Annotated in this window: 9 protein-coding genes; 1 reads left to right on the forward strand and 8 read right to left on the reverse strand. The window is 69.3% G+C overall.

The window, feature by feature from the left end:
- Positions 1–93: 93 nt before the first annotated feature.
- Complete coding sequence (locus QWI33_RS13530) at positions 94–3,702, reverse strand: FG-GAP repeat domain-containing protein (RefSeq protein WP_289957668.1); 3,609 nt, start codon at positions 3,700–3,702, stop codon at positions 94–96.
- A gap of 164 nt (positions 3,703–3,866) precedes the next feature.
- A complete protein-coding gene (locus tag QWI33_RS13535) occupies positions 3,867–6,869 on the reverse strand; it encodes an FG-GAP repeat domain-containing protein (RefSeq protein ID WP_289957669.1) in 3,003 nt (1,000 codons plus the stop codon).
- Positions 6,870–7,212: 343 nt separating this feature from the next.
- Between QWI33_RS13535 and QWI33_RS13540 the strand changes: the two genes are divergently transcribed.
- Positions 7,213–9,363 carry a (Fe-S)-binding protein gene (locus tag QWI33_RS13540; protein WP_289957670.1) on the forward strand — a complete coding sequence of 717 codons (2,151 nt, stop codon included), beginning with the start codon at positions 7,213–7,215 and terminating at the stop codon, positions 9,361–9,363.
- 443 nt (positions 9,364–9,806) lie between these two features.
- Here QWI33_RS13540 and QWI33_RS13545 read toward each other — a convergent pair whose 3' ends face one another.
- The 6 genes from QWI33_RS13545 to QWI33_RS13570 all read right to left on the reverse strand — a co-directional run bounded on the left by QWI33_RS13545 (position 9,807) and on the right by QWI33_RS13570 (position 18,468).
- Positions 9,807–10,367, reverse strand: a complete 561-nt coding sequence (locus tag QWI33_RS13545) for a nucleoside deaminase (RefSeq protein WP_289957671.1) — start codon at positions 10,365–10,367, stop codon at positions 9,807–9,809.
- An 11-nt stretch (positions 10,368–10,378) separates the two neighbouring features.
- Positions 10,379–10,885, reverse strand: a complete 507-nt coding sequence (locus QWI33_RS13550) for a tRNA adenosine deaminase-associated protein (RefSeq protein WP_270115452.1) — start codon at positions 10,883–10,885, stop codon at positions 10,379–10,381.
- Positions 10,886–11,372: 487 nt separating this feature from the next.
- Entirely contained in the window at positions 11,373–12,725 is a 1,353-nt protein-coding gene (locus tag QWI33_RS13555) for a PrsW family intramembrane metalloprotease (protein ID WP_289957672.1), read from the reverse strand.
- The gene (locus tag QWI33_RS13560) at positions 12,722–13,156 is read right to left on the reverse strand and encodes an STAS domain-containing protein (protein ID WP_289957673.1); all 435 of its coding nucleotides are present in this window, start codon (positions 13,154–13,156) and stop codon (positions 12,722–12,724) included. Before QWI33_RS13560 ends, QWI33_RS13555 begins: the two co-directional genes overlap by 4 nt.
- Before the next feature lie 306 nt (positions 13,157–13,462).
- Positions 13,463–14,017, reverse strand: coding sequence for a response regulator (locus QWI33_RS13565; protein ID WP_289957674.1), 555 nt, complete (start codon positions 14,015–14,017; stop codon positions 13,463–13,465).
- Positions 14,014–18,468, reverse strand: coding sequence for a HAMP domain-containing protein (locus tag QWI33_RS13570; RefSeq protein ID WP_289957675.1), 4,455 nt, complete (start codon positions 18,466–18,468; stop codon positions 14,014–14,016). Before QWI33_RS13570 ends, QWI33_RS13565 begins: the two co-directional genes overlap by 4 nt.
- Positions 18,469–18,694: the final 226 nt, after the last annotated feature.

Genomic DNA, 18,694 nt, shown 5'->3' on the forward strand with positions numbered 1-18,694 from the left:
CACGCACCCGGTGCCTCACCGGTTGCAGGCGCCTGTCCGGAGACGGCGAAGGCCGCGACCGGCACCTGCGGTCGCGGCCTCAGCTCAGTGGTGTCAGGCGATGGTCATCGCGTTCCAGCCGGTGCCGACCAATTTGGCGGCGCTGTGGTTCCCGGCCCCGTCGCCGGGGTAGAGAAACAGGGACCCGTCCGATTTGCGGCGGGCCATCCAGTCGACGTGGCCGTCGCGGTCGAAGTCGCCGATGCCGGTGACGGCATCCATCGCGTTCCAACCGCATCCGACTTTCACAGCCGTCTTGAACAGGCCTGTGCCGGTGCCGCCGTAGAAGAACAGGCAGCCGTCCGAGGACCTGACCGCCAGGGCGTCCGCGTGGCCGTCGTGGTCGAGGTCGCCGGTGGCGGTGATTTCCTTCATCGAGGTCCAGCCCGAGCCGATCGCCTTGCGCGCGCCGAACGTGCCGTTGCCGGTGCCCGGGTAGAGCCAGAGGGCGCCGTCCGAGGCGACCGCGATGACGTCCGTCTTCCCGTCGGCGTTGTAATCGTGCCCGCCGGTGATGGCGCCCATCGCGTTCCAGCCCGTGCCGACGGTGATCCGGCCCGCGGTGTCGAGCGCGCCCGAACCGGTGCCCGGGTAGAGGTACAAGGTACCGCCCGAAGTCCGGGCCAGGACGTCGGCGAAGCCGTCGCCGTTCAGGTCCCCGGCGGTCGCGATGAGGGTCATGCCCTGCAGCGCGGTCCCCCAGGAGACGCGGGTGCCATGGGTGCCGGTGCCCGTGCCCGGGTAGAGGTAGGTCGTGCCGTCCACACCGACACGGGCTACGAAGTCGGTGGCGCCGTCGCCGTTGTAGTCGTAGGTGCGTTCCTCGTCAACGACCGCGAGGCGGTTGCCTCCCCAGCCGGTTGCGACGACCTTGCCGGCATGTACGGCGGTGCCGTTCCCGTTGAGCGAGTGGAGCTCCAGCTCGCCGGTGCGGGAGTCGACGGCCAGGAGGTCCTCCCTGCCGTCGCCGTCCTGGTCACCGACGCCCGTGACCTGGCTGTACCGGTCGGTTCCTGAGCCGTCCAGGGAAGCCGCGACGGCGATGCGGCCGCTGAGCCTCCCGGCGCCGTCGCCCTGGTACAGGTAGTACTGGCCGGTCCGCGAGTCGTGCGCGAGGAGGTCGGCCTTCCCGTCCTCATTGAGGTCCCCGGCTGCGGTGAGGGCGTCCATGACGCCCCAGCCGGTACCGAGCAGGACCCGGGTGCCGAACGTGCCGCCACCCTGGCCCGGGTAGAAGTGCAGCCTCCCGTCCGATCGGCCCACGGCGTACAGGTCGAGCTTGCCGTCGGAGTTGAAGTCCCCGGCGGAGGTGAACGCGCCCAAGGCGTTCCAGCCGGTGCCCACGGTGATGCGGGGGCCGACGCCTCCCGAGCCGTCGCCCGGGTAGGTGTAGAGCGTGCCGGTCTTCGCGTCGCGGGCGAGCAGGTCGGGTTTGCCGTCGCCGGTCAGGTCGCCTGCCATGGTGACGTCGAACCCGCCCCACCCGGTGCCCTTCGAGACTCCGGGGGCGAAGGTCCCGTCTCCCCCGCCTGCGTGGAACACCAGCGCGCCATCGGACGCGCGGACGGCCATGAGGTCCTGCGAACCGTCGCCGTTGAAGTCGTGGTGGTTGCCGGTGCCGTGAATCCAGACCGACTCAACGGTCTGGTTGTTCGCCTCGTCCAGCACTGCGATGGGCACTTCCGCAGCGCTCGAGTGCAGGGTCACTGAGAACGAGGCGGTGGTTCCGGTGGTCAGCCTGACCGAATCGGTATCGGTGGTGCCCGGTACCTCGCAGCCGGAGGACCAGCATTGGACCAGCAGGGACTTTCCGCTGCCGGGATAGCCGGCGTCGGCTACTTCGACCGTGACTTCGACTTCATCGCCGACTTGGTGCAGTCCGCTCTCGACCTCGATCGACACCAGGTCCGGCGCGGCGGTGTCAACTGCGAAATAGCAGGTTTCGGAGGTGTAGGCGAACTCCCCTTCCACCGAAGTGAACTCGTAGGTCACTTCGTAGTTCCCGTCCGCGAGCGCGTCAGCGGCGCCGAGTCTCCAGGTGGGCCGGAACTCGGGTCCCAGCGCGGCGGGAGCGGTCGTCAGGATGGTCGCACCGGTCTCGCTGTCGGCGAAGGTCGCGGTCCAGGTGAGGTCAGGGACGAAGACCTCCTGGTGCATCACCTGGGTGTAGAACCCGCCGTAGCGGGGAGTCGAGGACCCTTGCTGCACTGGCGACGCCTGCGTGGTCGAGCATGTGGAAGTCGGTGGGTCGTAGCGGAAGACGACGGCGGCGAAGTAGACGTCGAGCCGGGCTGATCCGCCGTCGAACAGGGCCGCGGGCGAACTGTCCGTCATGGCGAAGGTCGCGTCGGTCCCGCCGTATGAGTCGCCCCAGGTGTCGTGGAGCGCTGCGGTGACGTCGTACTCGGCGGTGCCGTCCCGGCAGGCGCCGACGCCGGCGGCGCCGATCGCCTCGGGTCGCGCGTTCCAGGTCGCAGCGGGGGTGTACTCGCCGGTGAGCTGCAGTTCCGGGGCCGTGCAAGTGGCACCTTCAGCGGCGTCGACGGTGAACGAGGCGGAGGAGACCGGGAAGGAGAGCTCTTCCCAGTGGTCGTTGAAGACGTGCTCGAGCATCGGCCACTGGAAGCCCCAATACGCCTCAGCCTCAAATTGAGTGGTGCAGGACGGGTCGGCCACGGTGTCGCAGTAGGCGCCGACCAGGGAATCGGCGCCGGCGGACGCGAAGTAGGCGTCGTCCAGGCCCGCTCGTCCTCGGTAGACGGCGGTGTCCGGGGCCGCGGAGGTGACCGATCCCCATTCGTTCAACCAGAAGGCTCGCTCTGCCCATTGCGTCGACAGCGTCAGCGGGTACGCCGGTTCGGCATCGGGCGACGAGAGCCGCAGCGAGCCGTCGGCTTCCAGGGCGAGCCCCGCAGTGGCGACGGTTCCTTCGGCATCCCGAATCGTGAACGGCGTGGACCACTCCGAGCCGTATTCGGAGTAGGTGGAGGAGGACGGTTCCAGACGCAGCGTGCCATCGACGACTGCGTACTGCTCGTCGCCGGAGTCCATGCCGAGGCCGGTGCCCAGACCGGTGGAGAGGGCGTTCCAGGCCGCCTCATCGTCGACCGTGAACCGGAACTCGGCCGAGTTCGCACCGAGTTCCGCAGTGAGGTCCAGACCGGTCGCGAGTTCGTCGTAGACCGCGGTGGAGCCGGAGTACTCAGGAGTCGGGACGCCGCCGGCCCAGGTGAGTTTCGAGAGACCGGTCCACAGCAGGAAGTTCGCGTCCGCCGCGTGCGGAAGTCGGGCGCCCCAGATCGGCTCGGCCGACACCAGCGAGTCGCCGGCGACTTCGAGCGTGGTGTCGACCGGAACCTGTTGCGACGGTTCGACGGTGGCGACGAGATGGAATTCGCCGTCAGGCGTGGCGGCGATCGTCGTGTGCGGATCATTGCGGCTGGAGATCCGGACGTCGACACCGCACGCGATCGCGGTTTCGACAGCGTCGCGAGCGTGGGGCTCCACGGGGTTGTCGCCGAGTGCGTCGCAGTTGATGTCGGTCTGGGCCGTGGCGGTGCCGCCGGGATACGCGAGTAGCGTCGCGCCGAGCGCGGCCGCGGTGGCGGCCGCGATCCGGGCGGGCCTGCGGCGGCGGGGCTTCTCGGGGGGAGCTTCGTTCATTCAGATGTCCTGGGGTTCAAGCGGGGTGTGGAGCCGGGTACCGGCTTCGGTTACACGCGACTCATATGGAAGCGGTTGCGGCTCGTTGACCGGAAATGTGAAGGGGAGCCCCGCCGAAGCGGGGCTCCCCTTTGTTCATTCAGTGCGTCTGACCGCGACCGCCGCTAGGCGATGTTCATCGCGTTCCAACCGTTGCCGATGGTGACGCGCGAGCCGTGGCCGCCGGTCCCGTTGCCCGGGTAGAGGAACAGGATCCCGTCGGTCCGGCGGCTGAAGAAGTCCGCGTGCCCGTCGCGGTTGAAGTCGCCGACGGCCGTGATGGCCTCGTAGGTCTTCCAGCCGCAGCCGACCTTCACGCGGGACTTGAACTTGCCGCTGCCGGTGCCGTTGTAGAAGTACAGGCAGCTGTCCGACTTGCTGATCGCGAGCATGTCGGCGTGGCCGTTGTGGTCGAGATCGCCGACAGCGGTGACTTCGCGCATCGCGCTCCAGCCGTTGCCGATCAGAGCACGCGAGCCGAACGTCCCGTCGCCCCGCCCCGGGTACAGGTACAGGTTTCCGGTCGAGGAGTGGACGGCGATGAGGTCGTCCTTGCCATCGCTGTTGTAGTCGTGCCCGCCGGTAATGGTGCCCATTGCGTTCCAGCCCGGGCCCACGGCGATGTACGGGTCCCACTGAAAGCCCGGTTCACTCGCGTCGCTCCCGGCGATCGTGCGCAATTCGCCAGCATAGGTGCGGATCAGCATGTCGGTGCGCCCGTCGGAGGTGTAGTCGCCGCCGGGGATCGTCATGGTGATGCCGTTGCAGTTGTCGCAGATGTTCACGCGCTCGCCGTGCCCCTTGCCGGTCCCCCAGTAAAGGAAGAGGTCGCCGTCGGACTTGCGCTGCGCGAAGAAGTCGCTGTAACCGTCGTAGTCGATGTCGTAGTTGCGGTCGAGCACAGTGACGGGGAGGCGGACGGTGTTCCAGCCGTTCTTTCCGACGACCGTGCTCCGCATCTCGCTGGAAGCGTTCGGATCGAAGGAGCGCACGAGGAGCTCTCCGGTCTGGAGATCGGCCGCGGCGAAGTCGGGCGAACCGTCTCGATCCAGGTCGCCCACGCCCACGGTCTGCTCGAAACGGTTGCCGTAGGTGTGCAAGGCCTGATTCAGCTCGTAGACCTCGCCCTGAGAGGAGAAGATGTAGTAGTGCCCGTCGAAGTTCCAGCGGCTCAGGAACTCGTCGTAGCCGTCGTTGTCGACATCGCCGATCGAGGTGATGACGTCCATGCCGTCCCACTGCTCGCTGAGGAACTCGCGGGCGCCGAACTTGCCGTTGCCGAGGCCCGGGTAGTAGTACAGGTTCCCGTCCGCGTATGAGGTCGCGTAGAGGTCGGGGATGCCGTCGCCGTCGTAGTAGCCGACCGAGATCTGGCCGACCTTGCCCCAGCCCGTACCGACGGTGATGCGGGCGCGGAGACCGCCCGTGCCGTTGCCCGGGTACGTGTAGAGGGTCCCGGTCGTGTTGTCGCGGGCGACGAGATCCGGCAGGTCGTCGCCGGTGAGGTCGCCGGCCATGACGATGTCCATCTTGGCCCAGCCGGTGGCGACGGTGAGCGCGGAACCGTAGGTCCCGGCGCTGGTGCCCGGGTAGAGGCGGAGCGCCCCGTCGGACTTGCGGATCACGAGGAGGTCCTCGTGGTCGTCCTGGTTGTAGTCGTAACGGGCCTCATAGGCGTCGCTGTAGATAAGCGCGAAGTCGCTTTCGGGGTTGCCTTCGAAATCCCCCTCATAGACCGCGCCGATCTCGACCGCGCCCTGGAAGGCGGTGGTGTCGGTTATCTTCACGGTGTAGGTGATGTCCGGCCGCGCCCCGAACCCGAACTTGTCGAGCGCGCAGGCGAAGTCGAACCGCTCGAGGGCAGTGGTGGTCGCCGCGTAGACCTCGTCGAGCTCGTCGGGGCCGTAGCAGTCCCATGCGTTCCCGCTGTCGCTGTCCACCCGCACCAGCTCGGTGCCTTCGGGCAGCTGCGCCCGCACAAGGTACGAGTCGCTCTCCGGGTTCAAGTCGGGGCCCCCGGCCGGACCGTTGTTCTCGATCTTTGTGGTGACCGTGACGGTATTGCCGACCATGCCCTCGATGAAGGTCTCCGAGACCTCCAGGTCGTAGGTCCTGTCCTTCGTCGTGAGGGTGACGCCGCCCCAGTAGTAGGCGATGGACTCCTCGGCGCCGTCCCAGCCCGCAGGCGCAGTGGTGAGCTCGAGTGTGGTTCCCGTCCAGGACAGGTCGTCGTACTCGGCCAGGGCGTCGGCGTTGATCGTCGAGACGCTGTAGCGGCAGTCGCACACGTCCAGCGGACCGACCATGCCGGAGCTGATGTCGTAGAGCATCCCCGTCGCAAGGGTCAGGAACTGGCCCTTCGCGTCGGTGAAGTCGGTAATGACGCACTCGACACCGGTGGCGGTGGCGCCGTCGTAGACGGTTCGGCAGTTGTTGTACGAGTCGACCGGTTTGGCGAGGCCCGACGTGTTCAAGTCACCGCCGGGGAGCGGGTTGGTGAAGGAGATGACCACGGCGGCCGCCGTGGGGGCCAGGTCGAAGTCCTGGTAGAAGACCGGTTTGACCTTGACGGAGTCGCCACTGCCGACCTCGGTCACCGCGAAGTCGCCGTGGGCGTACGGGTTGTGGACGTCGTAGTCGGACACGACGCCGAAGGCGCCGGAGCTGCCCGCGACGTCGGTGCCGTCGACCGTGGCTTTGAAGGTGTAGTCGATGGTGTCGTCCTCCGCACTGGAGGCGGGGAGGACCTCGAAGAGGAACTCCGTGTGCGGCCCGGCGTCGGAGGCGCAGACGATCGTCGCGGGGGCGGAGACGTCGCAGGCCGGGTCGGCGGTGGTGATGTCGAGGACGCCGTAGGGGTCGTCGAACACGAGTTCCGTGACCACCGCGTGCGTCGCGGTGTCGCCGGGAGTGGCCGGGGTGTAGTCCACGGTCATTGAGCTCGGGGCCATCTCGGGGTTGTCGAGATCGGGCGTGAGCTGCAGGGCGGCGACCGGGTCGCCTTCGATGCCGGGGATGTCGGCGGCTGACGCGGGGACCGCGAACGCGGCCGCCGCGGTGCATCCCGCCGCCGCTGCAGCGAGCAGGCGCAAGCCTGCCCGGCGGGCCCTGGGAGAATCAGGGGACAAAGGGGCTCCTTGTTCAGTTAGCCATTGAGCTGGGGTTATGGGAACCGGAAAGATCCAGTGCTGATTACACGCGCGTCGGTGGAGACCGGTTGCACGCAGTTCATCTGGAAGTCACCCGCGGCGCGGCCGGACCGCTCCACTTTCGGCCGGGTCGGCGCGGCGGCGTCGCCGGGTGGGGCCACCGCGACAAGCATCGCTCGGGACGGGACCCGCCACGACAGGGGCCACCGCGAGAGGGGTCGGCGCAACCGAGCCCGCCGCGACAAGGTGGCTACTGAGCAGTAACATGTATCGTGATCGGGAACACCGCACTGTCGTGAAGACAGCACGTCGAGAGGTCGCCATGGGAGTCGTCCAAATCGTCACGGCCACGATCGCGTTCGCGTACACCGCGGTCGCCATCGGGCTGTTCGTCCGAGCCGGACTGGGGATGCTCGAGCTCATCAGGCTCGGCACGCCCGACAAGACCCGCAAGGGCCCGCGCCAGACGCGGGTCAAGACCATGCTGCGGGAGACCCTGGCGCACACCAGGATGCTCAAGTGGACGGGCGTCGGCCTCGCCCACTGGGCGGTGTTCTTCGGGTTCTTCCTGCTGGCCCCGGCCCTCGCGCAGTCGTACTTCGAAGTCCTCAACCCCGAGTGGGGCCTGCCGATCGTCGGGCACTGGGGGCCGTGGCTCCTGGCCTCGGAGATCCTCACCGTGCTCACCGGGCTCGCCATCTTCGCGCTCTTCGTCGTCCGCATGGTCAGGCAGCCCCGGGCGAACCCGGTGCCGCCGCAGGGCACCGCCTCGGACGCCGGCCAGCGGCGCTCCTCCTCCAGGTTCGAGGGCTCCCGGCAGTGGATGGCCTTCTACATCGAGGCGACGATCTTCACGATCGTCCTCTCGCACATGGCGGTCCGCGTCTTCAAGGTCGCGCTCGACGAGGTCCCCGAGTGGTCCTCGCCGGTCTCGGCGCTGTTCGCGGGCGGCCTGGGCGGCGCGTCCCACGACGCACTGCTCAACGCCATCACCCTCACCGCGGGCCTGGACATCCTCGTCTCCTGGACGTTCTTCCTCATGCTCGCGCTCATCCCCTCGATGGGCATCGGCTGGCACCGGATCACGGCGTTCTTCAACATCTACTTCAAGCGCAACGCGGACGGCGCGGTCTCGCTCGGCGCGGCCAAGCCCATGCTCATCGACGGCGAGCCCGCCGACTTCGAGACCGCCGACCCCGAGACGCAGCCGTTCGGCGTCGCCACCATCGGCGACTTCTCCTGGAAGGGCATGCTCGACTTCTCCACGTGCACCGAATGCGGGCGCTGCCAGTCGCAGTGCCCCGCATGGAACACCGGGAAGCCGCTCTCGCCGAAGAAGCTCATCACCGACCTGCGCGACCACCTGTACGAGCAGGCGCCGTACCTCAAGGCCGCGGCGATCGCGAAGGAGCGCGGCGGCGGCGAGGCCGACCCGCACGAGAAGATCAACATCATCGGCAACGTGATCGACCCTGACGTGCTGTGGTCCTGCACCACCTGCGGCGCGTGCGTCGAGCAGTGCCCGGTCGACATCGAGCACGTCGACCACATCCTCGACCTGCGCCGCAACATGGTCATGATGGAGTCGGACTTCCCCGAGGAGGCGCAGACCATGCTGCGCAACCTCGAGAACAAGGGCAACCCGTGGGGCGAGAACCCGGCCCACCGCCTCAAGTGGGCCGAGCCGCTCGACTTCGAGGTGCCGATCGCCGAGGCCGGCGGCGACTTCGAGTACCTGTACTGGGTCGGCTGCGCCGGCGCGTACGACCCCAAGGCGCAGAAGACCTCCCGTGCGGTGGCGACGCTGCTGCACGACGCGGGCGTGAAGTTCGCGGTCCTCGGCGAGGCCGAGACCTGTACGGGCGACTCGGCGCGGCGCATCGGACACGAGTTCATGTACCAGATGCTCGCCGAGCAGAACGTCGAGACGCTGAACGAGGTCGGCGCGGTCAAGATCGTCGCGACCTGCCCGCACTGCCTCAACACCATCGGCAACGAGTACGAGGACATCGGCGGCAAGTACGAGGTCGTGCACCACACCGAGCTGCTCAACGACCTCGTGAACGCCGGGAAGATCACGCCGGTCGAGGAGCACGAGGGCAAGCTGACCTACCACGACCCCTGCTACCTCGGACGGCACAACCGGATCTTCACGCCGCCAAGGGAACTGCTCGGGTCGTTCGCGGAGATCACCGAGATGCCGCGCACCGAGGAGCGCTCGTTCTGCTGCGGCGCGGGCGGGGCCCGGATGTGGCTCGAGGAGCCGCTCGGCAAGCGCGTCAACCGTGAGCGCGCCGACGAGGCGGTCGCGACCGGCGCCAAGACCGTGGCCGTGGGCTGCCCGTTCTGCTCCACGATGCTGCGCGACGGCGTCAACGACGCGGGCCGGGAGGACGTCGAGGTCATCGACATCGCCCAGCTGCTCGCGAGGACCCAGGAGAAGCGCCAGGAGAAGGCGGTGGCGGCGGACTAGCGCTCAAGCCGCCGGAGCAGTCTCGGACCCCCGTGCCGCCCTTGGCCTTGCGAATCTACGGCTCGCAAGCGTCACCGAGGCCGGGGGTCCTTCGCTTGTCCGTTTTGAAGGCCGGCGCCTGGAAACGCCCAGGCTTCGGGTGATGTCGCACCCCCGCGCGAGAATGGAATCGGGGGGTCCCGGGGTGCCTGATTTGAAGGCTAGCGCCGGAATTGCGCGGCTACCGTCGCGCGGGCGGACCGATTCCCGCCCACGCCGCCGGCGGTTCGGGCTCCGCCCGACCCGGTAGCCGCTCGGGCTTCGCTCCGCTACTTGTTCGGGCGCCGCCCGCTCCCCTACTTGTTCGGGCTTCGCCTGCTCCGCTAGTCGTTCGGGCTTCGCCCGCTCCGCTACTTGTTCGGGCTCCGCCCGCTCCGCTACTTGTTCGGGCTCCGCCCGCTCTCCTATTTGTTCGGGCTTCGCCCGAAGTGCTCCCTGAGGAGCGCTGCGGATTCGGCTTCGAGGATGCCGCCGTAGACGTCGGGGTTGTGGTTGAGGCGGGGGTCGCGCACGACGTCCCAGAGGGAGCCGACTGCGCCCGTCTTCGGTTCCCAAGCGCCGAACACGATTTCACCCACTCGGGCGAGCACCGCCGCGCCCGCGCACATCGTGCACGGCTCCAAGGTGACCACGAGGGTGCAATCCTCGAGCCGCCACCCGTCCCCGTGGGCGATCGCCGCCGCGCGCAGCGCGAGCACCTCGGCGTGCGCGGTCGGGTCGCCCAGCGCCTCACGGGCATTGGCGGCTGCGGCGAGTTCGCTCCCGTCGGGGCCGATGACGACGGCCCCCACGGGCAGGTCCTGGCGGGGTGCCGCCGGGGCGTCGGGGTGCTCCGCGAGCGGAGTGTCGGCCGGGTGTGCCGGGACGCCCGGCCGGGGCTCGAGGTCCGCCGGGAGGCCTCCGGTGCGCGCGATCTCGAGGGCGCGGCGCATCCAGTGCTCGTGGACCTCGCGGCGGGTCTGCATAGGGATCGGGGCTAGGAGCCGATGGCGTCTTCCAGGGCCTCGGTGAAGCCGATGGTCTTGGCGACCTCGGCGACCACGTCGGTGGGCAGCATGCCCTCCTTGGCGCACAGGGCGAGCAGGGTCGAACCGGGCACGCCCAGGTCGCTAAGCACGTCCGCCTCGCCGACGGGCTCGGCGTCGAGCTCGGTCGGGCGGGCTGAGATCGACTCCTCGTCCTCGGTGTCGATCTCCTCGGTGCCCTCGGGCTCGAGGTCGCCCAGAAGAGCCTCGCCCAGGCGCGACTGCGACGCGTATTCGGCGTCAGAGCCGAAGGTGCGCAGGTCGTCCCCGTTGTCGAGGCGCATCACCGTCAGGTACTCGTCGTCGGCATCGACGAACAGCAGCGTCAGGTCGGCGTCAGGAAAAGCCTCACGCATGGCCTCAGCCGCGTCTTCGACGTCGGCAACAGCGTCGAGGTCGACCTCGGAGGCCTCCCACTCGTCGCCCTCGCGGCCCACAGCCACAGCGAAATACGACACGATCCGTCCCCGTCTTCTCATTCAATGGAACCTGCGGCCCGATTGGGCAGCCGTTCGATACGACCTACTGAAGGATGTGGCGACCTGCGGTTGATGTAACCACAGGATCCAGTCGCCGGTCAGCAAAAGATACAGCTCGCATGAGAGCCCCGTGACGCCAGCGGCCGTCCCTGCGACCGCCGCTACGCCGACCGCAGCTCCGCGGTCACCGTAGCGCGCCAGCAGCGCAGCGGCGACCGCCCCGATCGTACTCGCGGCCAAAGTCACCCAGGCGAAGCCCGCCCCGGTGGGCAGGGACTCCCCAGTGCTTCTGGCGTACGCCAAGAGCCACAGGAGCACCCACAGGCCGGAGAGGGCCGAGCCGGCCGCTACAGGGCCGACACGGACGGGATGGGGCTCCCTCCAGCGGGGCCTGCCGGAGCGCGGCGGGGGCACGGTCGTGGACGGTTCAGCGGGGCCGGCCCAGGAGGTGGGCCCGATGGGTCCCTCATGCATACGTGACAGGGTACGCAGGCGGGGGCGGCATCGGTAGTGGCATCACCGGCTGCGCAGGCGCTTCGAGGGGCCGCATCTGGCCGTCGGGGAACGTCACGTGGTACTGGCGGCCGTCCCAGAGGGCGCGGGGCATGTACGGGTCGGCGCCGGCGTAGACGGCTCGGGCGGCGTGCATGCGGTGGACGGCGTGCTCGATGCGCCGGTCGTCCCAGGGCCGCCCGATGGACGCCAGGTCGTACTGCTCGGCGAGATCGGAGGCGGCCCTTTGGAACTGCTTCATGGCGTCCTCACCGGGCTCCCCGGCGTGGCGGTAGGCCCAGGCGCGGGCGGCGGAGCGGCGCGAGAACGACGCGAGGGACGCCAGCTCGGGCGGCGAGATCTGGCCGGCGGCCACCATGGGGGCGAGCGCGGTCTGGGTGCGGCGGGCGTCGGCGGCGCGCAGCCACAGGGCCGCGCCGACCATGGTGAAGAACAGGGGCGCGAGGAACGCGGGGTAGAGCGCGAACCACAGCGCGGGCATGTCGAGCTCCACGCCGAGCACGGAGGAGCCGTTCCACAGGGCGTGGAGTCCCATGCCGCACAGCAGCATGCCGATGATCCAGGTGGCCTGGAGGCCCTTGCGGCCGGGCTTGCGGGCGGCCCTGCCGAGGCCGATCGCGGAGAGCCCGGTCATGAGGGGGTGGGCGAACATGGTGGCGAGGCCGCGCACGGCGACGAGGAGGGTGACCTGCGCGATCCCGGCGGCGGCGTCGAGGTTCTCGGCGCCGTTCACGTACGCGCCGGAGGCGTAGAGGACGTTCTCGGCGACGGCGAAGCCGGCCCCGGCGAGACCGCAGTAGACGAGGGCGTCGAGGGTGCCGGTGAGGTGGCGGCGGGCGGTCCAGTAGACCAGCAGGGGGCCGAGGAGCTTCGTGATCTCCTCGATCACGGGGGCGGAGAAGACGGCCGCGAGGTTCGGGTCGAGGTCGTTCTTGTCCAGGAGGATCGAGGCGCTCGTGTTGACGATCAGGGAGATCGCGGTCGCGACGCACGCGCCCCAGCCGAAGCAGAACGCGAGCACGAGCCAGGGGCGGCGCCGGTAGCGGCCGAGCCACAGGAACGTGCCGACGAGGACGGGGGCGGGCACGATCGCGGCGGCGAGGCCGACGGCGAACGCCTGCGCGCCCGCGCCTTCGACGATGGCCCAGGCGAGGACGGTGGCGCCGCCCGCGAAGAGCAGTGAGGTGCCGGCGACGAGGACGCCGGTGGTCTTGCGGGCCAGGCCGATCCAGGCGAGCGCTATACCTCCGAGCGCGAGGACGGCGGCGGCGCCGAGGATCGCCAGCGCCGTGGTGGTGAGGTTCATCGCCGGGGCTCCTGGCCGGACTCCGGCCTGCCGAAGCTCTGGCCGCTGTCGGTGCCGGTCTCCTCGATGTCGCTCAGGCCCAGTTCGGGGCCGTCTGCGGTGTCAGGGGCGGGTTCGCGGATGACGAAGTGCTCGCCGATGCCGGAGACGGCGAGGAGGCGTTTGAGGAAGTCGCCGAGGTTGGAGAGGACGAGCACGGCCCGGGCGCGGGCCGCGGCGCGGGCGAGGACGACGAGCGTGCCGAGTCCGCGGGAGTCGCAGAAGGTCACGCCCTGCATGTCGAGGACGACCCGCACGGGGTCGTCCACGAGGGCGGCGTCCACTGCGGCGGAGAGCCGGGGCGCGGTGTGCAGGTCGATTTCGCCGGTCAGCACCACGATCGTCTCGTTCGCCTCGCGGTATACCGAGATGTCGAGCTTCTGGTGCGTCACGGGACAACCCTAACCGGTTTCCCCCGAAAGCAGGAGACCTGGCGGCGGATAGAACGCGAAACGTTGTCACCCTTGCTGTTCGAACACGCTGCGGCGCGACGCCGTCACACCCCCGTGTCAGGGTTGAGACCGGGGGCCCATGCCGCGGTCGAACCTCTTCAGCATGCGAACGAGTAGCGAACACCGCGCGCTGCCGCAATGGCACACCCGTCGGCCAGGGTCGAACAGTGCCGATTGGCGGCTCGCAGGCTTCGCCGAGGCCGGGCCCTATCGGCGGTCGAACCTCTGCATGCCGCCGCCGGGAACCTAGGCCTGGCCGGGCTCCAGCAGCCCCAGGATCCGGTCGATCTCCGGGTCCGCGTCGCGGCCGTCCTGCCAGGCGGCGAGGGCGTCCCGCGCCTGGTCGAGGCGGCGGGTGAGGAGCCCTTCGCGCTCGCGCAGGTCCCTGGTCCGCTCCGAGGTCTGGCGCAGCGCCTGGCCCTGCGCCCACAGGTCGATGAAGACCTTCACCTTGGTGCGCAGCATCCACGGGTCGAACGGCTTCGTGATGTAGTCGACCGCGCCCACCGAGTACCCGCGCATCGCCAGGTGCGCGTCGCGGTCGGCGGCGGTGAGGAAGATGATCGGCGTGTGCCGGGTCTTCTCGCGCTGCTTGATGTGCCGCGCCGTCTCGAACCCGTCCATGCCGGGCATCTGCGCGTCCAGGAGGATCGCCGCGTAGTCCTCCGAGAGGAGCCGCTTGAGCGCCTCCTCGCCGGAGGTGACCGCGATCGTGTTCACCGGCAGCCCTTGGAGAATGGCTTCCAGTGCGAGGAGGTTCTCGGAACGGTCGTCAACGAGCAGGACGCGGGCGGTGCTCATGCGGTGCCTCCAACGGTCGGTCCGCCATTGTCGCGTTCGGACGCGGCACCGTCCCGCCCGGGGGCCGTTTCGTGTGCGCCGCCTCGCGCAGCGTGGCGTCCGTTCGCGCCCGGCCCGGTGACGATCCACTGCGACATGGTGTCGAGCAGCAGGTCGAGGTCCACGGGCTTGGTCAGGTACGAGCTCGCGCCGGCCTCCACGGACTTCTCGCGCTGCTCGGCGAGGGCCTGCGCGGTGAGGAACACGATCGGCAGGTCCGCGAACTGCGGCATGCGGCGGATGACGCGCGTGGTCTCGTTGCCGTCCATGCCGGGCATCATCGAGTCCATGAGGACGATGTCGATGCCCGGGTGGTGCTGGAGCGCGTCGATCCCGTCCGCGCCGTTCTCGGCGTAGTGCACGTCGATGCCGTGCAGTTCGAGCGCGGCGGTGAGCGCGAAGACGTTGCGGATGTCGTCGTCGACGATGAGGACCGTGGCGCCTTCGAGGTGCTGGGCCGCGGCCGAGGACGAGGGCGTCTCCGGCGCGCCGGTGAGGATGCCCGGGGAGGGCTCGCGCACGGGCGGGATCTCGGAGCGGACCGGCGTGTAGTCGCCTTCGGTGTCGATCTCGACGGGGACGACGAACGTGAACTTCGAGCCGGCGTCGCCGGTGTGCTCGATGAACACGTCGCCGCCGAGCATGAGCGACAGGGACTTCGAGATGGAGAGGCCGAGGCCCGTGCCGCCGAACGTGCGCCGCGTGGTGCCGTCGGCCTGCTGGAACGGCTCGAAGATGATGCCCTTCTTGCCTTCGGCGACGCCGATGCCGGTGTCGATGACGCTGAACGCGAGCCGCTCGCCGGCGGCGTTCAGGTGCGGGGCGTCGAAGCGCAGGTCGGCGGGGACGCGCCGCACGGCGAGGGTCACCGAGCCGATGCGCGTGAACTTGACCGCGTTCGACAGGAGGTTGCGCAGGACCTGCTGGAACTTCTGGCCGTCGGTCTGCATGAGCTGCGGCACGCCGGCGCCGACGTCGACCGCGAACTCCAGGCCCTTGTCCTCGGCCTGGGGCCGGAACGCGGACTCGATGTCGCCGAGGATCTCGGCGAGGTCGACCGGGTGCACGGAGACGTCCATGCGGCCGGCCTCGATCTTCGAGAGGTCGAGGATGTCGTCGATGAGGGTGAGCAGGTCGGTGCCGGCGTTGTAGATGGTGCGCGCGAACTCGATCTGGCGCTCGGTGAGGTTCCCGTCCGTGTTCTCGGAGAGGAGCCGCGCGAGCAGCAGGAGCGAGTTCAGGGGCGTTCGCAGCTCGTGCGAGACGTTCGCGAGGAACTCCGACTTGTACTTGGAGGCCTGCGCGAGCTGCTCGGCCTTCTCCTCGATGTCCTTGCGGGCGGTCTCGACCTCTTCGTTCTTCAGCTCGATCGCCTTGTTCTGGGCGGAGAGCAGCTGCGCCTTCTCCTCGAGCTCGACGTTGGTCTCCTGCAGCCGGTTCGACTGGGCGCGCAGCTCCTGGGCCATGCGCTGGGACTCGCGCAGCAGCACCTCGGTGCGGGCGTTGCCCTCGATGGTGGCGAGGGTGACGCCGACGTTCGGAGCGAGCGCGTCCAGGAACCGCTTGTGAAGGCCGGAGTAGGTGTTGAAGGAGGCGAACTCGATGACGCCGCGGACCTTGTCGCCGAACTGGACGGGCAGGATGATGAGGTCGGTCGGGGTGGCCTGGCCGAGCCCCGAGGAGATCTCCAGGTAGCCCTCGGGGATGTCGTGCAGGTGGATGGTGCGCTTGGACGCGGCGGCCTGGCCGACCATGCCCTCGTTGTCCTCGATGAGCTTCTTCTCGCCCGGGTTCGGGTGGCCGTAGACGGCGTTGAGCCGGTAGGTGACGTGCCCGGAGACGTCCTCGTGGCGGACGTAGAACGTGGAGGTCTGCGCGTCGATGAGCGGCGTGACCTCGTCGAGGACCATGCGGGTGACCTCTTCGACGCCCCTGCGGCCCTGGAGGAGCGAGGAGATGCGGGCGAGGTTCGAGTTGAGCCAGTCCGCGTCGGTGTTCTGGCGGGTCTTGTCGCGCAGCGCGGTGATCATCTGGTTGATCGACTCGGTGAGGTCGGCGATCTCGCCGGCGGCCTCGAAGTCGACGGACTGGGTGAGGTCGCCTCGGGCCACGGCGTGGGCGACGTTCGCGATGGCGCGCAGCTGGAGCGTCAGGGTGGCGGCGAGCGAGTTCACGTTGCGGGTGAGGGCGAGCCAGGTGCCGGAGACCCCGGCGACTTCGGCTTGACCGCCGAGGTTGCCTTCGACGCCGACCTCGCGGGCGACGCGGGTGACCTCGGTGGCGAAGCTGGAGAGCTGCTCGACCATGGTGTTCACGGTGGTCTTGAGCTCGAGCATCTCGCCTTGGACGTCGACGGTGACCTTCTGCGTCAGGTCGCCGCGGGCGACGGCCGTGGTGACCGAGGCGATGTCGCGGACCTGGCTGGTGAGGCTGGAGGCCATCGAGTTGACGTTCTCGGTGAGGTCCTTCCAGGTGCCCGACACGCCCTGGACGTTGGCCTGGCCGCCGAGGACGCCGTCGGTGCCCACTTCGCGGGCCACGCGCGTCACTTCGTCGGCGAACTGGGAGAGCTGGGCGACCATCGTGTTCATGGTGGTCTTGAGCTCGAGCATCTCGCCTTGCGCGTCCACGGTGATCTGCCGGTTGAGGTCGCCTCGCGCGACCGCGGTGGCGACGGAGGAGATGTTGCGGACCTGGGCGGTCAGGTTGGAGGCCATGGAGTTCACGTTGTCGGTGAGCGCCTCCCAGATGCCGGAGACGCCCTGGACGTTGGCCTGGCCGCCGAGGCGGCCGTCGGTGCCCACTTCGCGGGCCACACGCGTGACCTCGTCCGCGAACTGGGAGAGCTGCGCGACCATCGAGTTCATCGTCGACTTCAGCTCGAGCATCTCGCCGCGCGCGTCGACGGTGATCTGGCGGGAGAGGTCGCCGGTGGCGACGGCCGTGGCCACGGAGGAGATGTTGCGGACCTGGGCGGTCAGGTTCGACGCCATCAGGTTCACGTTCTCAGTGAGGTCCTTCCAGGTGCCCGAGACGCCCTGGACGTTCGCCTGCCCGCCGAGGCGGCCTTCGCTGCCGACCTCGCGGGCCACGCGGGTCACTTCGTCGGCGAAGCTGGAGAGCTGGTCCACCATGATGTTGACGGTGGTCTTGACCTCGAGGATCTCGCCTTGGGCGTCGACGGCGATCTTCTGCGTGAGGTCGCCGCGGGCGACCGCGGCGGTCACCGTGGAGATCGAGCGGACCTGCTCGGTGAGGTTCGAGGCGAGCTGGTTCACGTTCTGCGTCAGGTCGCGCCAGGTGCCGGAGACGCCGAACACCTGCGCCTGGCCGCCCAGGCGGCCCTCGGTGCCGACCTCGCGGGCGACGCGCGTGACCTCGTCGGCGAAGCTGGAGAGCTGGTCCACCATCGTGTTGACGGTGGTCTTGACCTCGAGGATCTCGCCCTGCGCGGGCACGGCGATCTTCTGCGTCAGGTCGCCGCGCGCCACCGCGCTGGTGACCTTCGCGATGTCGCGCACCTGGTCGGTGAGGCTCGCGGCCATGTCGTTCACCGAGTCGGTGAGGTCCTTCCAGGTGCCGGAGACGCCGGGCACCGAGGCCTGGCCGCCGAGGCGGCCTTCCGTGCCGACCTCGCGGGCGACGCGCGTGACCTCGCCGGCGAAGACCTGGAGGGTCGCGGTGAGGGAGTTGATGGTGTCGGCGAGTTCGGCGACCTCGCCGGAGGCCTTGACGGTGATGGTCTGGCCGAGGTCGCCGGCGGCGATGGCGCGGGTCACCGTGGAGATGGAGCGGACCTGCTCGGTGAGGTTCGAGGCCATGGTGTTCACGGCGTCGGTGAGCGAGCGCCAGGTGCCGGAGACGCCCTGGACGTCGGCCTGCCCGCCGAGCTGGCCTTCCGTGCCCACTTCCCGGGCGACGCGCGTGACCTCGCCTGCGAAGGAGCGCAGGAGCCCGACCATCTGGTTCACGGTCTCGCCGAGGCGGCGGAACTCGCCGCGGAGCTGCTTGCCCTCGATCTCGAGGACGGCCTCCTGCGTGAGGTCGCCGGCGGCGACGGCCTCGAGCACGCGGCCGAGCTCGATCGTGGGCCGCACGAGCTCTTCTACCAGGCGGTTGACGCTGGCCGCGCCCTCGGACCAGCCGCCGTCGAGGTGCTCGATGACGAGCCGGTGGTTCCAGGAGCCCTCCTGGCCGACGGCGCGGGCGATGAGCGCGAGGTCGCGGGTCTGCCGGTCGGCCTGCTCGACTACGGCGTTGAACCGGTCGACGACCTCCCCGGCGAGTCCCTCGCCGCGCGGGAGCCGCACCGAGAAGTCGCCCCGCTCGACGGCGCCCAGCGCGTCGGCCAGGCTTCGGAGCAGGTCCGACTCGTCGGTCGGGCTCGCTGTACGGGAAACGGTGTCCGTCATGGCGTGGTTCCTCAGCTGCGGAGACAGGCTTGGGTACCAGGTTGTCACACGAACCGGGCAAACGTGAAGGCAGGTTACTGAGGGCAATGCGTTCCGTCACTTCCTGTTATCGAAAGAAAACTGACAGATGTTCGCAACCGGTGTCTCCTGTGGTGCGTGTGCATTGTTGCAGCGCTCCCGCGGGCGAGTTCGACGATCGTGTGGAGACCGCGAGAGCGCCGCACCC

The organism is Glycomyces tritici, assembly GCF_030403505.1.

Bases quoted from the DNA above. Each gene is read 5' to 3' on its own strand.
- QWI33_RS13530 (WP_289957668.1), bottom strand. From the start codon at position 3,702: ATGAACGAAGCTCCCCCCGAGAAGCCCCGCCGCCGCAGGCCCGCCCGG.
- QWI33_RS13555 (WP_289957672.1), bottom strand. From the start codon at position 12,725: ATGAACCTCACCACCACGGCGCTGGCGATCCTCGGCGCCGCCGCCGTC.
- QWI33_RS13545 (WP_289957671.1), bottom strand. From the start codon at position 10,367: ATGCAGACCCGCCGCGAGGTCCACGAGCACTGGATGCGCCGCGCCCTC.
- QWI33_RS13570 (WP_289957675.1), bottom strand. From the start codon at position 18,468: ATGACGGACACCGTTTCCCGTACAGCGAGCCCGACCGACGAGTCGGAC.
- QWI33_RS13540 (WP_289957670.1), top strand. From the start codon at position 7,213: ATGGGAGTCGTCCAAATCGTCACGGCCACGATCGCGTTCGCGTACACC.
- QWI33_RS13565 (WP_289957674.1), bottom strand. From the start codon at position 14,017: ATGAGCACCGCCCGCGTCCTGCTCGTTGACGACCGTTCCGAGAACCTC.